This is a genomic window from Pseudomonas sp. NCIMB 10586 (assembly GCF_023127895.1).
Classification (GTDB): domain Bacteria; phylum Pseudomonadota; class Gammaproteobacteria; order Pseudomonadales; family Pseudomonadaceae; genus Aquipseudomonas; species Aquipseudomonas synxantha_A.
In genome coordinates this window covers 294,118-317,506 of sequence record NZ_SPKQ01000050.1, presented here as the reverse complement: position 1 = coordinate 317,506, position 23,389 = coordinate 294,118, and the positions used below count along the sequence as shown (strand labels likewise).

Here is a 23,389-nt window from a genome sequence, read left to right as displayed (position 1 = left end):
CAGGTGTTTGTTAGTCCAAGGTTCTTGGTAGTTGCAGGGTGACGCGCAGGCCGCCTTCGCGCAGGTTCTGCAAACTCACTTCACCGCCATGACTATGGGCAATGTTGCGCGCGATCCCCAGCCCCAGGCCATACCCCTGCTGCTGGCCGGCCAGGCGAAAGTGCGGTTCGAACACCTGCTCCAGACGCTGCTCCGGCACACCGGGGCCTTCGTCATCCACATGCAGGACGAACTGCACACCATCGTCCTCGATATGCAGATGCGCGTTCTGCCCGTACTTCAAGGCGTTGTCGATCAGGTTACCGATGCAACGCTTGAGCGCCAGCGGCTTGCCCGGGTAGGCCGCCAGGGCCGCGCCTTCAAGGGTTACCCGCCCGTTGCCGTTGGGCGCCAGGTACGGCTCCACCAGGCATTCGAGTACGTGATTGAGGTCCACCGGCTGGATGTTTTCGTGGATGTCGGTGTCTTTCACGCATTGCAGCGCGCCTTTGACCAGCAGTTCCAGCTCATCCAGGTCGCGGCCGAATTTGGTTTGCAGGTTCTCGTCTTCGAGCAATTCCACACGCAACCGCAGGCGGGTAATCGGGGTGCGCAAGTCGTGGGAAATTGCGCTGAACAACTGGCTGCGTTCGGTCAGGTAACGGCTGATGCGTTCGCGCATTGCGTTGAATGCGCGGCCCACCTCCACCACTTCACTGCCACCGCCTTCGGCTACCGGTTCTACATCAGCTCCCAGCGACATATCCCGCGCCGCCCGCGCCAGGCGCTTGAGCGGCCGGCTTTGCCAATGCACCAGCAAACCGATAAACAGCAGCAAAAAACCACTGGTCAGCACGATAAACCACACCTGCTGGGACGGCAGGCCCTGTTCTTCAAGGCTGGTGTACGGCTCTGGCAACAGCGAGGCGATGTACAGCCATTCGCCGGGAGCCAGTTGAATCTGGGTGACCAATACCGGTGGGTTAACCGGCTCCAGGGTTAACGCGTAATGGGCCCAGGAGCGTGGCAGTTCGTCGAGCTTGAGGCCGGCATTGAAGATGCGCAGGTCTTCGGCGCTGACGAACTCCACCGAGATATGTACATCGGCGCCCAGGGTTTGGCGTAGCACCTCATCGACCGCCTCCAGCACCGCTTGCTTGCGTGGCGTCTGCGGCAGGATCGCCATATCCAGCGGGCGATCATTGAGGGTCACTACAAAGCGGGTACCGCCCATGCTGCGCAACTGATCAAGAACCAAAGGCCGATAGGCCACCGGCAGCGAACGGAAATAACTCACGCTGGCGGTCATCGAGTGCGCCAGGCTACGGGCGCTGGTCACCAGGCCCTCAAGCTGGGTGGCGCGCAATTGCGACACCCAGATCACGCTGGACAGCGCCTGGGCGAACAGCACGGCGAGCAAGGTCAGAAGTAACATGCGCCCCAGCAGCGAGCGTGGCACCGGAAAGCGGCGGCGGCGCTCGATCAAAGGTTCAGTGGGCATTGCCGGCAACCACGCTGGCTGCCAGTTGATAACCGCTGCCGCGCACGGTGCGGATCAGCCTCGGGGGTTTTTCGGTATCGCGCAGGCGTTGGCGCAGACGGCTGACGGCCATGTCGACGATACGGTCAAGCGGCATCAGGTCACGGCCGCGGGTAGCGTTGCCGATAGTGTCGCGGTCGAGGATCTGTTGCGGGTGATCAAGAAACAACTTGAGCAAGGCAAAGTCAGCGCCGGAAAGGATGACCTCTTCGCCATCAACGTGAAACAAGCGGTGGCTGATCATGTCCAGGCGCCATTCATCGAAGACCAGCACATCACCGCCAGTGCTACGCTCCTGGCCGAATTGGCAACGGCGCAGCAGCGCCTTGATCCGCGCCTGCAACTCGCGAGGGCTGAACGGCTTGCCGATATAGTCGTCAGCGCCCAGTTCCAGGCCGATCACGCGGTCGGCTTCGTCGGAACTGGCGGTGAGCATGATGATCGGTACCTGCGCCTGGCGCGGGTGCTGGCGGATCCAGCGGCACAGACTGAACCCGTCTTCATCCGGCAACATCACATCGAGGATGACCAGGTCGCACGGCGCCTCGTTCATCGCCTGGCGGAACCCCGCACCATCGGCCACGCCACGGACCTGGAAGCCGGCGCGACTGAGGTAGGTTTGCAGCAATTCGCGGATCTCCTGATCGTCGTCGACGAGGAGAATGGATTTACTGATTACGCTCACGGGGGCCTCCTTGTTGTTATGGGGTGTTCTGTAGGGCCTCATCAGGGGCAAGCCCCCTCCCACATTTGCCTGCATTCCAGAGTTGGAACGCGGTCAAATGTGGAAGCGGGCTTGCTCGCTAAGAGGCCATCACAGCCTATGCAAAAGCCTGCTCAAGCGCCACGCCAGCCCCGGTCAGCCCCGAATACGGCGCTGTCACCAACCACACCGGAATACCTTTGAAGTAGTCGCTCATGCAGCCTTTATCCGCAAAACTTTTGGCGAAACCGCTGGCGATAAAGAAGTCGGCAAACCTGGGTATCACCCCACCCACGATGTACACGCCACCGCGCCCACCGGTGGTCAAGACGTTATTGCCCGCGACCCGCCCCAGCCAGATGCTGAACTGGTCCAGTACTTCCATGGCGACCGCGTCACCGGCCAGGCCCGCTGCGGTGATGGCTTCGGGCGTATCCAGCACCGGCTCGTGCCCGTCCACCGCACAAATAGCGCGATACAGACGCGGCAACCCGCCGCCGCTCAATACGGTCTCGGCGCTGACATGGCCGATCTCCGTGTAAATATGCTGCCACAGCTGGGTTTCCCGCGGGCTGCTCAGGGGCAGGTCGACGTGCCCGCCCTCCCCCGGCAATGCCGCGAAACGCCCGGCGCCAAGGTCCAGCAAGGTGCCAACGCCCAGGCCAGTGCCCGGGCCGATCACCACCGCTGGGCGCAACGGCTCCGGCGTGCCTTCGCAGACCACGCGGAACTCGTCGGGCTTAAGACGCGTCATGCCCAGGGCCATGGCCGAGAAATCATTGACCAGCAGCAGTTCATCCACTTGCAGGGCTTGGCAAAACGCCGTCTTGCTCAGGCGCCAGTGATTGTTGGTGAACTTGAACTCCTCGCCACTCACCGGCCCGGCCACCGACAGGCACACCGCACCGATGTCCCCGATTTCCAGGCCTTCCTCTGCGAGATAGACCTTGATCGCTTCTTCAGGGCTTTGGTGATCCGCTGTGGCATGCACGCGGATCGAATGCAGCTCCTGATCTCGCCATAACGCAAAACGGGCGTTGGTACCCCCGATATCACCGACCAGCGCAAGCTTCACTTAAGCGTCTCCAAGGCAGAGGTAAAGGCGCTGGCGCCCTGCTCTGCGGAGCTTGCGGCCAAGCGCATGAATGCAAACAGCTCGCGACCTGCTCCCACGTTATTGCCCAACAGGCCCGTGGCAGGCGTGCGCGCTGCAAATACTTCGGCGTCCACTTTAAGCTCCAGGGTGCCGGTGACGCCATCGACGCGGATGATATCGCCATCCTGGACCCGCGCCAGCGGCCCGCCGCTCTGGGCTTCGGGGTTGACGTGGATCGCGGCAGGGATCTTACCCGAGGCGCCGGACATTCGCCCATCTGTTACCAACGCCACTTTGAAACCACGGTCCTGCAACACGCCGAGAAACGGGGTCATCTTGTGCAATTCCGGCATACCGTTGGAACGTGGCCCCTGAAAGCGCATCACCGCAACGAAGTCTTTTTCCAGCTGGCCCGCTTTGAAGGCGTCGGCCAGGTCTTGCTGGTCCTGGAACACCACCGCCGGCGCTTCAACCACCTGATGCTCGGGCGCGACAGCCGAAACTTTCATCACGCCACGGCCAAGGTTGCCTTCCATCACGCGCAAGCCGCCTTCCGGCGAAAACGCACGGGCCACGGGGCGCAGGATGGTTTCGTCGAGGCTCTCGATCGGGCCATCGCGCCAGACCAGTTCGCCGTCCACCAGGAACGGCTCCTGGATATAGCGGCTCAAGCCCTTGCCGGCCACGGTGTTGACGTCTTCGTGGAGCAGGCCGGCTTCGAGCAGTTCGCGGATCAGGAACGACATGCCACCCGCCGCCTGGAAGTGATTGATGTCGGCCTTGCCGTTTGGGTACACGTGGGACAGGGTCGGCACCACCTCGGAGAGGTCGGCCATGTCTTGCCAGGTCAGGATGATGCCCGCCGACATGGCAATGGCCGGCATGTGCAGCGTATGGTTGGTGGAACCGCCGGTAGCGTTTAGCGCAACGATGGAGTTGACGATGGATTTCTCGTCGACGATCTCGCCGATCGGCGTGAAGTTGCCATTGGCCTTGGTCAAGCGCGTGACCTGGTGCGCCGCTTCGCGGGTCAACGCGTCACGCAGCGGCGTGTACGGATTGACGAATGACGCGCCCGGCAAATGCAGGCCCATCACTTCCATCAACAACTGGTTGGTGTTGGCGGTGCCGTAGAAGGTACAGGTACCGGGGCTGTGGTAGGACTTCATCTCCGATTCCAGCAGCTCTTCGCGGCTGGCCTTGCCTTCGGCGTAGCGCTGGCGCACATCGGCTTTCTGCTTGTTGGAGATACCCGACGGCATCGGGCCGCCCGGCACAAAGATCATCGGCAGATGGCCGTAGCGCAGCGCGCCCATCATCAGGCCGGGGACGATCTTGTCGCAGATCCCCAGCATCAGCGCGGCGTCGAACATGTTGTGGGACAGCGCTACCGCCGTGGACATGGCGATGACTTCACGGCTGAGCAGGCTCAGTTCCATGCCCGGCTCGCCCTGGGTCACACCGTCGCACATGGCGGGGGTGCCGCCGGCGAACTGGCCGACCGAGCCCACTTCACGCAGGGCTTTCTTTATTTGTTCAGGGAAATGTTCGTAGGGCTGATGCGCCGAGAGCATGTCGTTATAAGAAGAAACAATTGCCACGTTGGCGGCATTCATCATGCGCAGGCTGTTTTTGTCTTCGGTGCCGCAACCGGCCACGCCGTGGGCGAAGTTGGCGCATTGCAGCTTGCCGCGCATCGGACCGTCGCTGGCTGCGCCGCGGATGAGCGCAAGGTAAGCCTCGCGGGTGGCGCGGCTGCGGGCGATAAGCCGTTCGGTGACCTCAAGAACGCGGGGATGCATGTATAGAACTCCAGGCTAACGGATGTGGCGACCTGAGTGTCTATGCTGATCAAACGCCCACAGCTCATGGGATGGCAGGGGGTCGTTTGGATCATCGGACCAGTTGATTCAGGTCACTCGTTGTAGATTGAACAAAATATTGCCACTAAAAAGGCTTGTTTTCTATTTTTATGCGAATAATCTTGTAATTCTTACAACAAATCGACGACAGGCACTTTTCCAATGACTCTACGTATCGCAATCAATGGTTTTGGCCGTATCGGCCGTAATGTCCTGCGCGCACTGTATACCCAAGGCTATCGCCAGGATTTGCAGATCGTCGCCATCAATGATTTGGGCGACAGTTCGATCAACGCCCACCTGCTCAAGTACGACACCGTACACGGCACTTTCGATGCAGAGGTCGCCCACGATCAGGAAAGCCTGACCGTCAATGGTGACCGGATTGCCGTCAGTGCCATTCGCAACCCCGCCGACCTGCCGTGGGCTGCGCACAAGATCGACGTGGTGTTCGAATGCACCGGCCTGTTCACCGACCGTGACAAGGCTGCCGCCCATATTACCGCCGGCGCGCGCAAGGTGATCATCTCGGCTCCGGCCAAGGGCGCGGATGCCACTGTGGTTTATGGCGTAAACCATGACATTTTGCGTCAATCCCACCAGATCATCTCCAACGCGTCGTGCACCACCAACTGCCTGGCGCCGGTCGCGCAGGTGCTGCACCGTGAGCTGGGTATCGAAAGCGGCCTGATGACCACCATTCACGCCTACACCAACGACCAGAACCTGACCGACGTCTACCACACCGACCCGTACCGCGCGCGCTCGGCCACCCAGAACATGATCCCGAGCAAAACCGGCGCGGCTGAAGCCGTTGGCCTGGTGCTGCCGGAACTGGCGGGCAAGCTGACCGGCATGGCGGTGCGGGTACCGGTGATCAACGTGTCTCTGGTGGACCTGACTGTGCAGTTGAAGAAAGAAGCCACGGCCGATGAAGTCAACGCCCTGCTGAAACAGGCCAGCCAGCACTCGAAGATCCTCGGTTACAACACCCTGCCGCTGGTTTCCAGTGACTTCAACCATAACCCGCTGTCGTCGATCTTCGATGCCAATCACACCAAGGTCAGCGGCAAGCTGCTCAAGGTGCTGGCCTGGTACGACAACGAGTGGGGCTTCTCCAACCGTATGCTGGATAACTGCCTGGCGCTGTGCAACGCCGAGTAATCCCACCTGTGGGAGGGAGCAAGCCCCCTCCCACAGTTACATTTTGTCCAGAGTAGGTTCAGGGAAATAGCCACTTGCCATTTCGGTTGATGATAAGCATTATCATTCGCTGCAAATCGGTCTGGTATCACTGTGAGCCAATCTCGCTTCAACCAAGTCTTTCTCACCCAACGGGTGATTCTGCTACGCACCTTGCAGCGGATGGTGGATAACCACAGCACTGCCGAGGACCTGTTGCAGGAAACCTACCTGCGCGTCACTCGGGCCCTGAGCGAGCGGCCGATCGACCACCTTGAACCCTTTGTGTACCAGACCGCGCGCAACCTGGCGCTGGATCACCTGCGCTCGCGCCGGATCCAGGCCCGCACGTTGCAGGAAGACGTCCCGCTGGACGTGCTGCAAAGCGTCGCCGCCCCTGCCAGCACGCCTGAAGAAGCCATTCAGGCCGAGCAACTGCTGGAGCATCTGAGCGTCAGCCTCGGCCAGCTGAGCGCTCGTCAGCAGCGGATTTTCATCCTCAGCCGCCTGCACGGTTGCAGCTACCAGGAGATTGCCGATCAGTTGAACGTGTCCTTGAGCACCGTACAAAAGGAACTGAAATTGATCATGGCCATCTGTGTAGGTGTGGCCGAACGGCTGGATCAGCCTTAAGCTCCATCCGACAGAGCTATCGATCCACGCTGTACGAAAAAATGAATAGAACGTGGCGAAGACCCGAGGAACACCGTGACGGACCCGAATAAACTGCGCCCCCATGCGTTGGCTCATGAGGTGCTGCAAGACACGGCCATGGACCAAGCCCTCGATTGGCTGATCGCCTTGCAGTGCCCGCAACCCGGGCAGCAGGCCGAGTTCGACGCCTGGCTGGCCGCGGACCCGGCGCATGTCCACGCGTTCAGCAAGGCCCAGGCGGCCTGGGCAGGTGCACCGGTACACAGCGCCGCCGTGGCCCTGGCGGTGCCACGCAAGCCAAGCGGCTGGCGCCGGATCAAACCGCACTGGAAGCCCTTGGCCACCGCGGCCGTGCTGTTGATCGGTCTGTTCAGCTTCAGCAACTTGCCGATGCGCTTGCAGGCCGATCACCTCACCGTGGTCGGCGAGCGCCAGCGCCTGCAACTGGACGATGGGTCCAAGGTGCTGCTCAACACCAACTCGGCATTTTCCAGCCGCATCACCGACCACCAGCGCATTGCGCGCCTGTACCAGGGCGAAGCGTTCTTCGACATAGCCCCCAGCCGTGGCCTGGCCCTGGAAATCGACGCCGGCCCCGTGCGTGCCAGCGTGCGCGACACCGCCTTCGCCGTCCGCTACCTCGATGGCGAGGCCCAGGTACAGGTGCAGCGTGGCGATGTCGACCTGAGCAACACCTTCGACGATGCCCGCGTACGCCTGAGTGCCGGGCAAAGCATCCGCATCGGCCCCAAGGGTTTCGGCCAACCGGCCAAGCTCGATGTCGGCAAGGATCTGGCGTGGGTGCAGGGTCGTCTGGTGTTCGAAAATTGCCCGCTGAGCGAAGTCCTGGCTGAACTGCGCCGCTATTACCCTGGCTGGATCGTCAACAACAATGAGCAACTGGCCAGCGTCGCCGTCACCGGCAACTATCGTCTCGACCAGCCCCTGGACGTGGTGCGCTCCCTGGCCCACATCACCTCGGCCAAGCTGTCGGAATACCCAGCGCTGGTGATTCTGAACTAAATGAGAATTATTTTTACTCGATGTTAACCGGCGATACGTCTCGTTATAGCCAATGCAACTGATTCCTATTTGGTTCAGTTCGCAACTATAAGATTCGTATCCCGGAGCGCTCTCGATGTCCTCTCGTTTCAACCGCCGGTGTTCTTCGCCCGTTTTGTCCTTGCTGACCGCTGCGATCCTGCTGGCTGGCGCGCCCGTCATGAGCGCCACCGCCGCCGAACCCGCCCCTCGCAGCCACGGTAATTACAACTTCAGCATCGAGCAGCAACCGCTGGTGTCGGCGCTCAACGCCTTTACCGCGGTGACCGGCTGGCAAGTCGGCCTGCCGGCAGAGCTGGGCCAGGGAGTGTCGTCCCCTGGTGTGCGCGGCCCGCTGTCGCCGGAAAAAGCCCTGGAGCGGTTGTTGGTGGGGACCAACCTGAGCTACCGCAAACTGGGTAATAACAATATCGTGCTGGAGAAACGCGCCGCGGGCGGCGCCCTCGCCCTGCAACAGGTGACCATCAGCGCCACCCGTAACGAACAGGATGTGAACAGCGTACCCAGCACCGTCAGCGTGCACGACCGCGAGGAACTGGACCGCCAGAACACCAACAACATCCGCGAACTGGTGCGCTACGAGCCCGGTGTCTCCGTCGGCGGCGCCGGCACCCGCTCAGGCAACGCGGGCTATAACATCCGTGGTATCGACGGCGACCGCATCCTCACCCAGGTGGACGGCGTCGAAGTGCCCAACAACTTCTTCAACGGCCCCTATGCCAAGACCCGTCGCAACTACGTCGACCCGGAAATCGTCAAGCGCGTGGAGATCCTGCGCGGCCCGGCCTCGGCCCTGTACGGCAGCAACGCCATCGGCGGCGCGGTAAGCTATTTCACCCTCGATCCGGACGACATCATCAAGCCCGGCAAGGACGTCGGCGCCCGCCTCAAGACCGGCTACAGCTCCGCCGACGAGAGCTGGCTGACCTCCGGCACCTTCGCAGGGCGGGTACAGGACTTCGATGGCTTGCTGCACCTGAGCCAGCGCAATGGTCATGAAACCGAATCCTACGACGGCAACAACGCCACCGGCCTGGCCCGCACCGGCGCCAACCCGGAAGACGCGCGCACCACCAACGTGCTGGCCAAGCTGGGCTGGAACTATGGTGATGAAAACCGCCTGGGCCTGACCTACGAGAAGTTCAAGGATGACCGCGACGTCAACCTGAAGAATGCCGTAGGCGGCCCGTTCATCGGCGGTCGAGGCATGAACCTCTACCGTGCCCGCTCGGGCAACGACACCATCACCCGCGAGCGCTTCGGCCTGGAAAACACTTTTGCCCTGGAGTCGCCGATTGCTGATCGCATCAAGACCAGCCTCAACTACCAGATCGCCAAGACCGACCAGACCACCGCCGAGATCTACCAGGCTGGTCGCCGCGTACTGCGTACCCGCGACACCCTTTACGAAGAAAAACAGTGGGTCTTCGACGCTCAACTGGACAAGGCGTTCAGCGTCGGCGAAACCGACCACCAGGTGACCTACGGCACCACCCTCAAGCAGCAGAAAGTCACCGGCTCGCGCGAAGGCTCCGCCTCGTGCCTGGCCATTGGTGGCGGCTGCACCGCCATCGGCGCGCCCAGCCCGCAAGCAAGCGACAGCGTGAAGAAGGCCAGCGACTTCCCCGACCCGACCATCAACACTTACTCGTTGTTTGCCCAGGACCAGATCAGCTGGGATAAATGGACCTTCCTGCCCGCCGTGCGGTATGACTACACCCGGCTCAAGCCCAAGCTGACCCAGGAGTTCCTCAACACCGTCAACCCGACCGGCGAATATGCCGTCGATGGCAAGGACAAAACCTGGCACCGCGTCACGCCAAAGTTCGGCCTGACCTACGCCCTGACCGATAACTACACCTGGTTCGGCCAATACGCCGAAGGCTTCCGCACCCCCTCGGCGAAGGCCCTGTATGGCCGCTTCGAAAACCTCAACATTGGCTACACCGTCGAACCCAACCCCGACCTCAAGCCGGAGACCAGCAAAGGCATCGAGACCGGGATACGCGGCAAGTTTGACGAAGGCTCCTTCGACATCGCGGTGTACTACAACAAGTACCGCGACTTTATCGACGAAGACAACGCCGTGGTCGGCGGCACCGTGGAGCAGTTCCAGGCCGTCAATATCAAGCGCGCCACCATCAAGGGCGTGGAAGCCAAGGGCCGCCTGAACCTGGATGCGTTCGGCGCGCCGAAGGGTCTGTACACCCAGGGTTCGATTGCCTACGCCCACGGTCGCAACGACGACAATGGCGAACCATTGAACAGCGTCAACCCGCTCAAGGGCGTGTTTGGCCTGGGCTACGACCAGGACAATTACGGCGGCCTGCTGAGCTGGACCCTGGTGAAAAAACAGAACCGCGTCGACAGCACCACCTTCCACGCTCCCGACGGCAGCACCGACGGCCCGTTCAAGACCCCGGGCTTCGGCATCCTCGACCTGACCGCCTACTACAAGGTCACCAACGACGTGACCATCAACGGTGGCCTCTACAACCTCACCGACAAGAAGTACTGGAACTGGGATGACGTGCGCAGTTACGACAGCGTCGGCGAAGCTGGCGTAACCGGCCCGGCCAACCTCGACCGCCTGACCCAGCCCGGACGCAACTTTGCGATCAACCTGATCTGGGACATCTGATCCACCCGCCTCACCTCGCCGGAATCCATCAGCGGCGGGGTGAGGATTTTTTACTGTGCCACGTCTTCTTGTTCGTCTAGTTGATAACAGCTCTCTTTAAGGGCACCCAGGCGCTCCCTCTTTCAAGGACTTTTTACATGACCGCTTCTCCTACCGCAGAACGCCCAAGCCTGCGCTCCCAGCGCCTGAACCAGATCACCAATGAACCGCACACCAAGCTGGATGCGTTGGTGAAGGCTCATGCGCCGTTCGAAACCCAAGCCAACTTCGCCCGCTTCGTGGTGGCCCAGTACCTGTTCCAGTCGGAACTGGTGGCGCTGTACAACGATGCCGCGCTGAACACGATCATTCCCGACCTGGCCGCCCGCTGCCGCGCCGAAGCCGCCAAGCTCGACCTGGCTGACCTCGACACCGACGTTCCGGCTCCGGTCGCCGGCGCGGTGAAAAACCCAAGCCAGGCCGAAGCCCTGGGTTGGCTGTTCGTGTCCGAAGGCTCCAAGCTGGGCGCCGCGTTTCTGATCAAGCGCGCCGTCGGCCTGGGCCTGAGCGAAACCTTCGGGGCCCGCCACCTGGGCGAACCGGCCGGTGGCCGCGCCGAAGGCTGGAAAAGCTTCACCCGCACCCTCGACAGCCTGGAGTTCAGCGCCGAAGAAGAAGCTGCGGTAGAAAAAGGCGCGATCGATGCGTTTGTGCGCTTCACCGTGTTGCTGGAACAGGCGTACGCTAGCGCCCCAGAAATGGCGTAAATGTTCCGGTAGACATCGGTTCAATGTGGGAGCAGGCAAGCCAGCTCCCACATTTGAGTGCATTTCATGGCAGATAATGTGTAAACCCTCCCACCAGAAAACTGCAGCATGACCGGCAAAACCCAATCCTCCTCAAAGATCGCCCAACTTCTCTATGGCCTGCTGGCCTACGTCAGCCTGGGGATCGGTTTGGTCGCGATTGTCATACCGGGTTTGCCGACCACCGAATTCATCCTGCTGGCCGCCTGGGCCGCCACCAAAAGCTCACCGCGCTTAAGCGCCTGGCTGGAAAACCACCGCCTGTTCGGGCCGATCCTGTTCAACTGGCGCAACGGCAAGATCATTGCGCGCCGGGCCAAGGTCAGCGCCACCGTAAGCATGTTGCTGTGTGCCGTGTTGATGCTGGTGATGCTTGATCATGGCTGGCCCGTGTACCTGGCAATCGCCGGGATGAGCCTGGGCAATCTGTGGATCTGGTCCCGCCCCGAGCAGCTCGCACGGCCCGTATAACGCCCGGCGTAGGCATTTTCCTACCGCTCATCGCCTATTACTCATGAATTGATTTGTGACGCCGATGTTTCAGGAACGGCGCCGAATGGACTTGGCTCTGCTGCGTGCATACCCACAAGTCCATTCGTGAGTGAACCTATGTTCGACACCCTTTCTATCCGCTTGAAAATCGTGCTGCTGTCCGGCCTCTGCCTGCTGGGAGTGATCGCACTGGTGGTCGGCATCAATATCTACAACACCAACCAGAACGATCGGTTGGTCAGTGATTCAAGCTCACGAATGCTCACCGCCAGCGTGGAACAGCTGCTGCAAGCCAAGGCCGCCGAACAGGCCGGGCACTTGCAAAAGACCTTCGGTGAAAACCTGCTGGCGGTTACCGCCCTCGCCGACCAGATCAAGGACCTGCGTCAGTTGGGGACCAAGCGCTCCATTGAAGCCGGCGCCCTGCGCGAAGAAATCAACCAGAGCGTGAAAACCGCGTTCGAGCGCAACACCAAGGTGCTGGGCATCTGGCTGTCGTTCGAGCCCAACGGCCTGGATGGCAAGGACAGTGAATTCGTTGACGACAAGGCTCGCGTCTCCAACGAAAAAGGTCGCTTTTCCAGCTACTGGAGCCGTGCCGGCGGCGAAAGCCTGAACACCATCATGGTCGAGGATGACCTGACCAAGACCGCCCTCAACCTCAGCGGCACGCCTTACAACATTTGGTATACCTGCCCACGGGACACCCGCAGCACCTGCCTGCTGGACCCGTATGAAGACACGGTGGCCGGCAAACCTGTGCTGATGACCACCATTTCCCTGCCCCTGATCGTCGACGGCAAAGTCATCGGCGTCGTGGGTGTCGACATCGCCCTCACTGCCCTGCAAGCCACCACCGATGCGGCACAAAAGGACGTGTTCAACGGGGCTGCTCACCTGGAAATCCTGTCCAGCACCGGCCTGATTGCAGCCTACAGCGGCGAACCGGCCAGGGTCGGCAAGAACCTGGTCGACACCCTCGGCGCCGAAGGCAAGGAGATCGTGCAACTGCTGGGCAATGATCGGCCCATGATCCGCGAACAGAACGACACGATTCGCGCCGTGTACCCGGTCAAGCCGATTGCCGATGCCAAATCCTGGGGTGTGGTGATCAAACTGCCTAAAAGTGTGATGCTGGCTGATAACGAAAAGCTGCAAGCCGTGCTCGACGAAGCCCAGGCTACCGGCACCCTCAAAGCCTTGCTGGTGGCAGCCGCCGCCGGCTTGCTGGGCTTGTTGCTGATCTGGCTGACCGCCACCGGCGTGACCCGTCCGATCAACAGCGTGGCGGCCATGCTCAAGGACATTGCCAGCGGCGACGGCGACCTCACCCAACGCCTGGCCTACACCAAGAAAGACGAACTGGGCGAGCTGGTGAATTGGTTCAACCGCTTCCTCGACAAGCTGCAACCGACCATCGCCCAGATCAAACAAAGCATCACCGAAGCCCGAGGTACGGCGGATCAATCCTCGGCCATTGCACGCCAGACCAGCGAAGGTATGCAGGTGCAGTTCCGTGAAATCGACCAGGTCGCCACCGCGTCGAATGAAATGAGCGCCACCGCCCACGACGTCGCCAACAGCGCCTCCAATGCCGCCAGCGCGGCACGCGGCGCCGATCAGTCGGCCCGCGAAGGCATGTCGATCATCGAGCAGAGCACCCGCGACATCACCACCCTTGCCGAGGAAGTCAGCAAGGCCGTGACCGAAGTTGAAGCCCTGGCAGTCAACAGCGAGCAAATCGGTTCAGTCCTGGAAGTGATCCGCAGCATTGCCGAACAGACCAACCTGCTGGCATTGAACGCCGCGATCGAAGCGGCACGCGCCGGCGAAAGCGGGCGCGGGTTTGCGGTAGTGGCCGACGAAGTACGCAACCTGGCCAAACGCACCCAGGATTCGGTCGAGGAAATCCGCGTGGTGATCGAGCGCATCCAAAGCGGTACCCGTGGGGTAGTGGCGACCATGCACTCCAGTCAGCACCAGGCCCAGAGCAATGCCGGGCAGATCCATCAGGCGGTGCAGGCGCTGGGCAAGATCAGTGACGCGGTCACGGTGATCAGCGACATGAACCTGCAAATCGCCAGCGCTGCCGAAGAGCAGAGCGCGGTGGCCGAAGAGGTCAACCGCAACGTCTCGGCGATTCGCACCGTGACCGAAACCCTCACCGGCCAGGCTACCGAGTCGGCGGCGATCAGCAGCCAGCTCAACGCGCTGGCCAGCCAGCAGATGAAGTTGATGGATCAGTTCAGGGTGTAATTCACACCACAGGTCCAATGTGGGAGGGGGCTGCGCGACAGCCCCACGTTGACGATGTGACCGGGTGGTTGGGTGGTTGGGTGGTTGGGTGGTTGGGTGGTTGGGTGGTTGGGTGGTTGGGCCGAGTACATATCCGTTATTTAGGTAACGGCCACTATAGGTTCCGCTCTTACAGCGGGTCACTTTCGAAAAGCGCGAAAGTAACCAAAGCGCTCTTGCCCCACCACTCGGCACCTCGCTTAGGCTCGGTGTGCCCGTAACCCGACATTGATTTGGGGGGCCGCCGCCACGCGCCATCCATGGCGCGGGGCGGCTAAGATCAAGATCAAAAGCACAGCGAGGCGGCCTTATAGCCGACCTGATCGTTGAAGCGTGCGCGTACCCCTGTGGGAGCGGGCTTGCTCGCGAAGGTCGTTAACGATGACGGGGGAAATCAGAATGAGCGCGGCGCCCTCAGGTTTTTCGCGAGCAAGCTCGCTCCTACAGAAAAGCAGAAGCGCCGCCAGCGTATCTACGATGCGAAGCGAGCCGCTCTTGATCTTGCTTTTGATCTCAAGCGCCCCGTTAAACCACGCTGGCCGAACGCAGGCTTGAATCCGTGGGTAACCCGGCAGGACGCCGGGTTAGCCGCACTGGGCCAGGGATGGCCCATTGCGGCGGCCCACGGATTCAAGCCTTCGTTCGGGCACACCGAGCCTAGGCGAGGTGCCGAGTGGTGGGGCGAGGACCTTTTGCTTACTTTTGGCTGGGCCGGCATTCCGGTCCTTCCAAAAGTGAGCCGCTGTAAGAGCGGAACCCTAAGTGGCCGTTACCGCAGCAATGGATATGTACTCGCCCCCCCCAACATCCTAGTTAGCTGTCAAGCCCCCTCCCACATTTTGACCGCACACCGCTTAGCGTCCGCTCCAGGCCTGGACAAACGGCGTCAGGTCTTCCTTCGGCGCCGTACGCGGCGGGTTCTGCAGCGTACCGAGGTAAAGAAAGCCAATCACTTCTTCACCCGCCGTCAGCCCCAAGCCTTTGGCCACATGGGCCGAGTAGGACAACTCCCCGGTCCGCCACACCGCACCAATCCCCTGGGCATACGCCGCCAGCAGGATGCCGTGGGCCGCACAGGCCGCCGCCAGCAATTGCTCGGACTTGGGCACTTTGAAGTGCTCCTGCAAACGCGCAATCACCACAACTACCAACGGCGCACGCAGCGGGCCGTTCTGCGCCTTGTCGATGACGGCTTGCGGTGCATCGGCATCCTGCAGCCGGGCGGCTTCGGCCAACAGCGTGCCCATTTGCTCACGAGCTGCGCCTTCTACGGTGAGGAAACGCCAAGGGCGCAATTGACCGTGATCGGGCGCCCGCATGGCGGCAGCGAACAACAGTTCGCGCTGCTCCTGGGTCGGTGCTGGGTCGAGTAAACGCGGCACGGAAACGCGGTTGAGCAAAGCGTCGAGAGCCTGCATTGGCCACCTCCAAAAAAAATGTGTGGTCATTCTAGCGGGAAAGAATCGCGATGCCACCAAACGATAATTGCTCTTATTCAAACCGCCCGGCCCTGTTAGACTTTGCGACCAGATTTTGCCCCCTCGTCCAGGATTCTCGATGTCCCGTTCGCTTTCCTACCTGTCTGCAGCGTTGCTGGCTCTATGCCTGACGGCTTGCGACGACGCCCCTCGCTTCACCAAGGCCGAGCCGGGTGAATCGCGATCCGGTGGCGCGACGACGGTAAACAAGCGCGACCAGAACGCCTTTTCCCTGCCCTCGGCCAACCTGGCACCTAGCCGCCGCCTGGATTTCAGCGTCGGTAACAGCTTCTTTCGCAACCCCTGGGTGATCGCGCCGGCCACCACCACGGCACGGGATGGCCTGGGCCCGCTGTTCAATACCAACGCCTGCCAGAACTGCCATATCAAGGACGGCCGTGGCCACCCGCCGCTGCCCGATGCGCCCAATGCGGTGTCGATGCTGGTGCGCCTCTCCATTTCAAATGCACCGCCCTATGCCAAGCTGATCGAACAGCTCGGCGTGGTGCCCGAGCCGGTCTACGGCGGGCAGTTGCAGGACATGGCCGTGCCTGGCGTAACGCCGGAAGGCAAGGTGCGGGTCGACTACAGCCCTGTCCAGGTCAGCTTCAAGGACGGCACCGTCGTCGAACTGCGCAAACCCGACCTGAAAATTACCCAGCTCGGCTACGGCCCGATGCACCCCGACACACGCTTCTCGGCACGCATCGCGCCGCCGATGATCGGCCTGGGCCTGCTCGAAGCAATCAGTGACGCCGATATCCTGCGCAACACCGCCCCCGAGACCGCCGACAAAGACGCCATCGTCGGCCGCGCCAATTGGGTCTGGGATGACGCCCAGCATAAAACCGTACTCGGGCGTTTTGGCTGGAAAGCCGGGCAACCCAACCTCAACCAACAAAATGTTCACGCGTTTTCGGGTGATATGGGCCTCACGACCTCCCTGAGACCTTTTGATGACTGCACCGACGCCCAAGTGGCGTGCAAGCAGGCGCCAAACGGCAATGGCCCTGACGGTGAGCCGGAAGTCAGCGACAACATCCTGCGCCTGGTGCTGTTTTACACCCGCAACCTCGCGGTGCCTGCACGCCGAGACGTCAACACGCCTCAAGTGTTGGCCGGCAAGAACCTGTTCTACGAGGCCGGCTGCCAGGGCTGTCACAAGCCGACATTCACCACGGCTGCCAACGCCGCCGAACCCGAGCTGGCCAACCAGGTGATACGCCCCTACAGCGACCTGTTGTTGCACGATATGGGCGAAGGCCTCGCCGACAACCGTACCGAATTCAACGCCACTGGCCGCGAGTGGCGCACCCCGCCGCTGTGGGGTATTGGCCTGACACAAGCCGTAAATGGTCACACCCAGTTCTTGCATGACGGCCGCGCCCGCAACCTGCTCGAGGCCGTGCTGTGGCACGGCGGGCAAGCACAAGCGGCGCAGCAACATGTGTTGTCATTTAACGCCGAACAGCGGGCCGCGTTGCTGGCGTTCCTGAATTCTTTATAAGCTTCGCCCCACTCACAGAAGGGAGCTCGACATGTTTCGTCCCAAGTTGTTGTTCACCAGCCTCGCCGCCCTTGCCCTGGGCGCGTGCTCGCCCCAGGACCCGCAAGCGGTGACCTCGGCGGCTATCGCCAAGCAGGTGATCCTGCCGACCTACAGCCGCTGGGTTGAAGCCGACCGCCAGTTGGCCGTAAGCGCCCTGGCCTACTGCCAGGGCAAGGAAAGCCTGGACACTGCCCGCGCCGACTTCCTGCACGCCCAAAAAGCCTGGGCCGAGTTGCAACCGTTGCTGATCGGCCCACTGGCCGAAGGCAACCGCGCCTGGCAGGTGCAGTTCTGGCCGGACAAGAAGAACCTGGTAGGTCGCCAGGTCGAGCAACTGGTCAGCGCCCAGCCGCAGATCGATGCGGCCGCCCTGGCCAAATCGAGCGTGGTGGTGCAGGGCCTGTCGGCCTACGAATACATCCTCTACGACGCCAAGCCCGACGTTGCCGACGAAGCCCAGAAAGCCCGCTACTGCCCGCTGCTGACGGCCATCGGCGAGCGTCAGAAAGCCCTGGCGGAAGAGATCCTCGCCAGCTGGAACAGCACCGACGGTATGCTCGCGCAGATGACCAAGTTTCCGAACCAGCGCTACGCTGATTCCCACGAAGCCATTGCCGATCTGCTGCGCGTGCAAGTAACCGCACTGGACACCCTGAAGAAAAAACTCGGCACGCCGATGGGCCGCCAGACCAAGGGCATCCCGCAACCCTTCCAGGCCGATGCATGGCGCAGCCAGTCCTCCCTGCAAAGCCTGGAGGCCAGCCTCGCTGCCGCCCAGACCGTATGGGTCGGTGTCGACAACAAAGGCCTGCGCGGCCTGCTGCCGAGCGATCAGAAGCCGTTGGCCGAGAAGATCGACGCCGCCTATGCTGCGTCCCTGAAACTGTTCGCCAGCAACCAGCGCTCCCTCAACGAACTGTTGAACGATGACGCCGGGCGCCAGCAACTCAACGATATCTACGACAGCCTCAATGTGGTCCATCGCCTTCACGAGGGCGAGCTGGCCAAAGCGTTGGGCGTCCAACTGGGCTTCAACGCCAACGACGGTGACTGATGATGCTCAGGCGACAGGCTTTGGCACTGGGTAGCGTGCTGCTCAGCGCCCTCACGTTGGGCGGCTGGACGCTGTTCAAAGGCAAAGACAAGGGACCGCTGCTGCTCTCGGCACGCGATGATGCCGACGGCAAGCACTACGCTGTCGGCTATCGCCTGGACGGCAAGCCCGTCTTTGCCACCCAGGTCGGCCAGCGCTGTCACGACATCATCAACCACCCCACACGGCCAATTGCGCTGTTCGTCGCCCGTCGTCCGGGCACCGAGAGCTACCTGATCGACCTGCGCGATGGCACGCTGCTGCAAACCATCACCTCAAAGGCCAACCGGCACTTTTACGGCCATGCGGTGATCCACAAGAGCGGCGAATGGCTGTACGCCACCGAGAACGACACCTCAGATCCCGGTCGTGGGTTGTTGGGTGTGTATAAGTTCGAAGGCGAGCGGTTGGTACACAGCGGCGAGATTTCCACCCACGGCATCGGCCCGCACCAGGTCTCCTGGATGCCCGACGGCGAAACCCTGGTGGTGGCCAACGGCGGCATTCGCACCGAAGCCGAAAGCCGCGTGGAGATGAACCTCAACGCCATGGAACCGAGCCTGGTGCTGATGCAGCGCGATGGCACCTTGATCAGCAAGGAAACGTTGGGGCAGCAAATGAACAGCGTGCGCCATATGGGGATCGCCAGCGATGGCACCATCCTCACCGGGCAGCAGTTCATGGGGCCATCCCAGGAGCGTTCCGAGTTGCTCGCAATCAAGCGCCCGGGCCAGCCTTTTATGGCGTTCCCGGTAGCCGATGAGCAACTGCAAGCGATGGGGCACTACACCGCCAGCGTGGCGGTGCACAGCGAACTGCGCCTGGTAGCGCTCACGGCGCCGCGTGGCAATCGTTTCTTCATCTGGGATATGGACAGCGCCGAGCTGCGCCTGGATGGGCCGTTGCCCGACTGCGCCGGTGTGGGTGCAGTGGCGGACGGGTTTGTGGTTACGTCGGGACAGGGACGTTGCCGCTTCTATGATTGTCGCCAGGAACGACTGATGGCCAAGCCATTGGAATTACCGGCGGGGTTTTGGGATAACCACCTGCACCTGATCTGAAAATTGCCCCTCTGCAGGAGCGAGCTTGCTCCTACCGTTAAAGCGTCAGGCGTAAAAAAGGGCCTCGCATCGCAAGGCCCTTTCCAGGAGTTTTACTCGTTTCAACTTTGCGGCCTCATTGCTTGAGACATCCCGAACATGAATAGCAGCAAATCATGATCAGGCCTGGCCGCCACACTTGCCTTTGCAATCCGCGGCAACAGGCATTGCCCGCCACCGTCTACCGCACTCAGCACTTGTGTGCGAGGTTGTTCCCACGCTGCCAGGGCAAGGGCTGAAATGCCCAACGCCCCGACCAAAAACAAACCTCGTGCTATTTCTAGCTTCATCTGGTTAAACCCTTGATAGCGCTGCCAAACGCCGTCTCGTAAAAGTAGCTGAGTTTTTTCCAGTCGGTATCGTTCCACGACGAATGGCGGCGCAATTGCAGCATGTCATGGGACGCGGCCCGATAAGCGGTCAAACGCTGGCGACATTTTTCAAAGTCCAGCAGGGCCACTTCCACAATCGCCGCCTCAGGCTCACCGGTTACCCGCACGAAAATGTGCTTGATATACAAACAACCGTGCTGCCAGCGACCCTTGTGCATACGGGCCAGGGTGCCGGCCAGCTCCTGGAGCAAACGCTCGTGGACCGCCTCGCCGTACTGCTCACGGCCACCGGCGGCGTACCAGTTTTCGATCTCGTCGAAACCGTCCAATGACGCGGTCACCAACAGGGCTTTCCATTGATGCTCCGGGTCGCGTCGCGCCTCGCAAAACACCAACTCCGGCACGCGCACATCCAGCAAACGCAGGCCCTTCAAGGCATCACGTTCACGCAGCACGGTCGGACGCCCGAATGGATGCAACCAACTGCGGTAGATGTGCCCGGTCTGACGCTTGCAATACAGCAAACGCCCATTAGGGCTGACCACTCGCTGCACACCACTTTCACCGCCACGCCGGCGATTGGGTTCTTCGACCCACTCACCCTTCTGGCGCCAGAAATAATCAAACCGCTCCTCGGGAGCTACATGACTGCCTGCTACGCACTCAACTGCCATCTGTTACCTCTTGCGCAATACATACACTCGCCACATGGCGTAGAGCGGTATGAAGTCCAGGGACTCCTGAACACGGAAACCGGCCTGCTCGAATTCTGCCTCGACAGTAGCAGCCGGTAACACAAACCGGTTTTGGTAACCTTCCTGCTCACCTCTTTTGCGACGACGTACTTCGCTGCGCTTGCGCTTCCAGGCCTTGAAATTGCCGTCCACCCACAGCGAAATAATCACGCTGTCGCGGGTAACTCGCTGAAACTCACGCAGTATTGTCAGCCTGTGCTCCGCTTCACCGATGTGGTGCATCAAGCGCATGCAGAAAATACTGTCGACGGAGTTATCTGGCAAATCGATATCAAAGGCAGATGTCTGCAAAGGGCGTACCCGTTTCACCACCTCCGCCGGTTGCGCGGTGGTGGCGATCTTCAACATCGACGCCGAATTGTCAGCCCCGATAATCACACGGTTGGGTTTTTCGGCCAGCAACGGCCAGAAACGTCCAGCGCCACAAGGCAGGTCCAGCACCAGGCCCGGCTCACCGGCCATGGCCAGTGCACCACGCGCCAGTTGCTCGTCGCGTTTGTGGGACAACCGGCGAGCCAGATTGTCCTGATGTTTGAGCAAATATTGTTGCGCGTGTTGATCGTCGTACTTTTCGGAAAATTCCAACTTGATTGGGGAAGGCATCGTACGTCTCCGGTAACTGATGCCTGCAACCTTAAGCAGTTAAACGTAATCAACAGGTCAACTCATTGTGAAAATCTTGTCCTGTCCAACTGCATACATTTCAAGACTTTACAGAAACATTCAGTAGCATCGGGCCATCTTCGCTGAAAAGCAGGCAGTCTGCATCCGCAAAACGACAGACTGAACGGTCAGCTTTTGACCTGGCTCAGCTCCACATGAAAACGGCAGCCATTGGGCTCCATCGTCGTCAGGCTCACGCTCCAGCCCTGGCTCTCGCAGATCCGTTGCACCAGCGACAGGCCGAGCCCCAGCCCCTCGCCACGGTTCTCACTGCCGCGCACAAAAGGCTCGAACATCGCTTCGCGCTTGTCTTCAGGAATGCCCACGCCAGAGTCCTCCACCACAAAACCACTCGGCTCCAGCGTGAGGCGGATAAACCCTTGCTCGGTGTAATGCAGTGCATTGCGCAACAGGTTACCCATCACTGCGTGCAGGAACGTGGTGTTGTAGCGAGTATCCAGAGGATTGCCAGGGCAGTAGATCAACTCAAGGCCTTTTTGCTCGATGGGCCCACGCCAGATCCCAAGCAAATCTTCGGCGACCTGCGTCAGGTTGACCTGAGCCGACATGACAGCATCATCGTGTTTGGCGCGGGCCAGCATCAGGAAGGTCTGCACCAGTTCACGCATTTCCTCACAGGCCCGCGCGATTCGCTGGACCTGGTTACGGCCGCGTTGATCGATGGCGGGGTTTTCCAGCAGCAGCTCACAGGAGCTGGCCAACACCATCAAGGGCGTGCGCAACTCATGGCTTACATCACTGGTAAACAACTGCTCACGGGACAACGCTTGCCGCAGGCGCCCCAGCGTGGCATCGAACGCCACCGCCAGCTCGCCCACTTCATCGGCTGCATAATCCGGTGCCAAGGGCGGCGCCAGCCCTAATAACTGGTCACGATGCCGCACCTGGCGAGCCAGGCGCACTACCGGCGCCATCACCTTGCGGGCCAGCACCCAGCCGAGGAACACCGCCAGCGCCAGGCTGAGCACGAACCCCACCAGCACCACGGCAAACAGCACGCGCTCGCGCTCTTCAAAATCGCTTTGATCCTGCAACAGCACATAACGCCGACCGTCGATCACCTCGACCATGGCGTGGTACGACAGAGACTCGCGAAATACTTCGTGGAAGCCCGGGTCCAGATGCCGAAGATCCTTGGGCAACTCGAAATCGCCTTGGCCGCCGCTAAAGTAAAACAACTGGTCCGGCTCCGGCCGATGTCGCCAGTCTTCCATGCTGTCCATCAACAGCAAGCGTTGCAGGTCACCGCCCAGGCCGGCCGAAATCAGTTTCTCTTCCACCAGGTGGACCGTCGCAACAATCCCCATGGCGAAGGCCCCCGCCACCAACGCACTCATCAAGGCAAAGGCGATGATGATCCGTTGGGCAAGGCTTTGTCTAAACTCCATCACGTCCCTCGGCCAAGCGATAACCCACCCCGTGCACCGTTTGCAGCAACGGCTTGGCAAAGGGCTTATCGATCACCTGGCGCAATTGGTGAACGTGGCTGCGCAGGCTGTCGCTGTCCGGGCAGTCATCGCCCCACAGGGCTTCTTCGAGAATTTCCCGGCGTAGCACGTGCGGGCTCTTCTGCATCAGCACTGCCAGCAGTTTCAGGCCGACGGGGTTGAGCTTGAGCAGGCGCCCTTCGCGGGTGACTTCCAAGGTATCGAGATCGTAGCTCAGGTCACCCACCTGCAGGGCGCGGCGGCCACCACCCTGGGCACGCCGCAACACCGCCTCGATACGCGCGGCCAGTTCCGACAAGGCAAATGGCTTGAGCAGGTAATCATCAGCCCCGGACTTGAAGCCTTGCAGGCGGTCATCCAGTTGATCGCGTGCGGTGAGCATGATCACCGGCGTATCGCGCCGTGCGTCTTCGCGCAGGCGTTTGCACAGGGTGTAGCCATCGATGCCAGGCAGCATGATATCGAGCACGATCAGGTCGTAATGCTCGGTGGCCGCCAGGTGCAGGCCCGACAAGCCGTCCTGCGCACAGTCCACTGTGTAGCCTTTGAGCCCCAGGTAATCGGCCAGGTTGGCGAGGATATCGCGGTTGTCTTCAACCAATAAAATTCGCATGGGCAGTGTCTCCGTACGCGGTAACGGCCGTGTTGGCTCGCGCAGC

The 23,389-nt window shown here is 61.1% G+C and carries 20 protein-coding genes and 1 pseudogene; 11 read left to right on the top strand and 10 right to left on the bottom strand.

Annotated elements, in window-relative coordinates:
* Window positions 1-10 precede the first annotated feature (10 nt).
* The 4 genes from E4P01_RS25040 to edd all read right to left on the bottom strand — a co-directional run bounded on the left by E4P01_RS25040 (window position 11) and on the right by edd (window position 5,120).
* Window positions 11-1,480: an ATP-binding protein gene (locus tag E4P01_RS25040; RefSeq protein ID WP_282443036.1), complete on the bottom strand. Its 1,470-nt coding sequence runs from the start codon at window positions 1,478-1,480 to the stop codon at window positions 11-13.
* Window positions 1,470-2,204 (bottom strand): response regulator transcription factor, encoded by a 735-nt coding sequence (locus E4P01_RS25035; protein ID WP_005790997.1) that lies wholly within the window; start codon window positions 2,202-2,204, stop codon window positions 1,470-1,472. Before E4P01_RS25035 ends, E4P01_RS25040 begins: the two co-directional genes overlap by 11 nt.
* Before the next feature lie 136 nt (window positions 2,205-2,340).
* On the bottom strand, window positions 2,341-3,297 hold the full coding sequence (locus tag E4P01_RS25030) for a glucokinase (RefSeq protein WP_078822212.1): 957 nt from the start codon (window positions 3,295-3,297) through the stop codon (window positions 2,341-2,343).
* Window positions 3,294-5,120, bottom strand: coding sequence for a phosphogluconate dehydratase (gene edd / locus E4P01_RS25025; protein ID WP_005791001.1), 1,827 nt, complete (start codon window positions 5,118-5,120; stop codon window positions 3,294-3,296). The genes E4P01_RS25030 and edd overlap by 4 nt, the downstream gene beginning before the upstream one ends.
* Before the next feature lie 222 nt (window positions 5,121-5,342).
* On the opposite strand from edd, the gene gap reads away from it, so the two are divergent.
* From gap to E4P01_RS28320, 8 genes and pseudogenes are all read left to right on the top strand, one after another.
* A complete protein-coding gene (gene gap / locus E4P01_RS25020; protein ID WP_005791003.1) occupies window positions 5,343-6,344 on the top strand; it encodes a type I glyceraldehyde-3-phosphate dehydrogenase in 1,002 nt (333 codons plus the stop codon).
* 132 nt (window positions 6,345-6,476) lie between these two features.
* Window positions 6,477-6,995, top strand: coding sequence for a sigma-70 family RNA polymerase sigma factor (locus E4P01_RS25015; protein WP_216092055.1), 519 nt, complete (start codon window positions 6,477-6,479; stop codon window positions 6,993-6,995).
* A 75-nt stretch (window positions 6,996-7,070) separates the two neighbouring features.
* Window positions 7,071-8,039, top strand: coding sequence for a FecR domain-containing protein (locus E4P01_RS25010; protein WP_032879665.1), 969 nt, complete (start codon window positions 7,071-7,073; stop codon window positions 8,037-8,039).
* A 115-nt stretch (window positions 8,040-8,154) separates the two neighbouring features.
* The gene (locus E4P01_RS25005) at window positions 8,155-10,719 is read left to right on the top strand and encodes a TonB-dependent receptor (RefSeq protein ID WP_078822214.1); all 2,565 of its coding nucleotides are present in this window, start codon (window positions 8,155-8,157) and stop codon (window positions 10,717-10,719) included.
* 137 nt (window positions 10,720-10,856) lie between these two features.
* On the top strand, window positions 10,857-11,465 hold the full coding sequence (locus tag E4P01_RS25000) for a biliverdin-producing heme oxygenase (protein ID WP_078822215.1): 609 nt from the start codon (window positions 10,857-10,859) through the stop codon (window positions 11,463-11,465).
* Between the two features lie 108 nt (window positions 11,466-11,573).
* Window positions 11,574-11,975, top strand: coding sequence for a YbaN family protein (locus E4P01_RS24995; protein WP_078822216.1), 402 nt, complete (start codon window positions 11,574-11,576; stop codon window positions 11,973-11,975).
* Between the two features lie 138 nt (window positions 11,976-12,113).
* Window positions 12,114-14,252: a methyl-accepting chemotaxis protein gene (locus E4P01_RS24990; RefSeq protein WP_216092056.1), complete on the top strand. Its 2,139-nt coding sequence runs from the start codon at window positions 12,114-12,116 to the stop codon at window positions 14,250-14,252.
* Between the two features lie 365 nt (window positions 14,253-14,617).
* Window positions 14,618-14,737, top strand: a pseudogene (locus E4P01_RS28320) (outer membrane lipoprotein carrier protein LolA); the annotation flags it as partial.
* A 408-nt stretch (window positions 14,738-15,145) separates the two neighbouring features.
* On the opposite strand, the gene E4P01_RS24985 reads toward E4P01_RS28320, so the two are convergent.
* The gene (locus E4P01_RS24985) at window positions 15,146-15,709 is read right to left on the bottom strand and encodes a nitroreductase family protein (RefSeq protein WP_216092057.1); all 564 of its coding nucleotides are present in this window, start codon (window positions 15,707-15,709) and stop codon (window positions 15,146-15,148) included.
* A gap of 139 nt (window positions 15,710-15,848) precedes the next feature.
* Here E4P01_RS24985 and E4P01_RS24980 point away from each other — a divergent pair, with 139 nt between their 5' ends.
* From E4P01_RS24980 to E4P01_RS24970, 3 genes are read left to right on the top strand one after another with little or no spacing between them, the layout of a single operon-like run.
* Window positions 15,849-17,276 (top strand): di-heme oxidoredictase family protein, encoded by a 1,428-nt coding sequence (locus tag E4P01_RS24980; RefSeq protein WP_078822219.1) that lies wholly within the window; start codon window positions 15,849-15,851, stop codon window positions 17,274-17,276.
* 31 nt (window positions 17,277-17,307) lie between these two features.
* The gene (locus E4P01_RS24975) at window positions 17,308-18,372 is read left to right on the top strand and encodes an imelysin family protein (RefSeq protein WP_078822220.1); all 1,065 of its coding nucleotides are present in this window, start codon (window positions 17,308-17,310) and stop codon (window positions 18,370-18,372) included.
* Window positions 18,373-18,374: 2 nt separating this feature from the next.
* On the top strand, window positions 18,375-19,472 hold the full coding sequence (locus tag E4P01_RS24970; RefSeq protein WP_216092192.1) for a DUF1513 domain-containing protein: 1,098 nt from the start codon (window positions 18,375-18,377) through the stop codon (window positions 19,470-19,472).
* Window positions 19,473-19,573: 101 nt separating this feature from the next.
* Here the strand turns inward: E4P01_RS24970 and E4P01_RS24965 are convergent, their stop codons facing one another.
* The 5 genes from E4P01_RS24965 to colR form a co-directional block, all read right to left on the bottom strand.
* Window positions 19,574-19,801: a hypothetical protein gene (locus E4P01_RS24965; protein WP_005791025.1), complete on the bottom strand. Its 228-nt coding sequence runs from the start codon at window positions 19,799-19,801 to the stop codon at window positions 19,574-19,576.
* Window positions 19,798-20,517 (bottom strand): lipopolysaccharide kinase InaA family protein, encoded by a 720-nt coding sequence (locus E4P01_RS24960; RefSeq protein ID WP_216092058.1) that lies wholly within the window; start codon window positions 20,515-20,517, stop codon window positions 19,798-19,800. Before E4P01_RS24960 ends, E4P01_RS24965 begins: the two co-directional genes overlap by 4 nt.
* 3 nt (window positions 20,518-20,520) lie before the next feature.
* A complete protein-coding gene (locus tag E4P01_RS24955; RefSeq protein WP_005791029.1) occupies window positions 20,521-21,201 on the bottom strand; it encodes a class I SAM-dependent methyltransferase in 681 nt (226 codons plus the stop codon).
* Between the two features lie 188 nt (window positions 21,202-21,389).
* Complete coding sequence (locus E4P01_RS24950; RefSeq protein WP_005791031.1) at window positions 21,390-22,670, bottom strand: HAMP domain-containing sensor histidine kinase; 1,281 nt, start codon at window positions 22,668-22,670, stop codon at window positions 21,390-21,392.
* Entirely contained in the window at window positions 22,660-23,343 is a 684-nt protein-coding gene (gene colR, locus E4P01_RS24945; protein ID WP_003175870.1) for a two-component system response regulator ColR, read from the bottom strand. The genes E4P01_RS24950 and colR overlap by 11 nt, the downstream gene beginning before the upstream one ends.
* Between the last annotated feature and the right edge of the window lie 46 nt (window positions 23,344-23,389).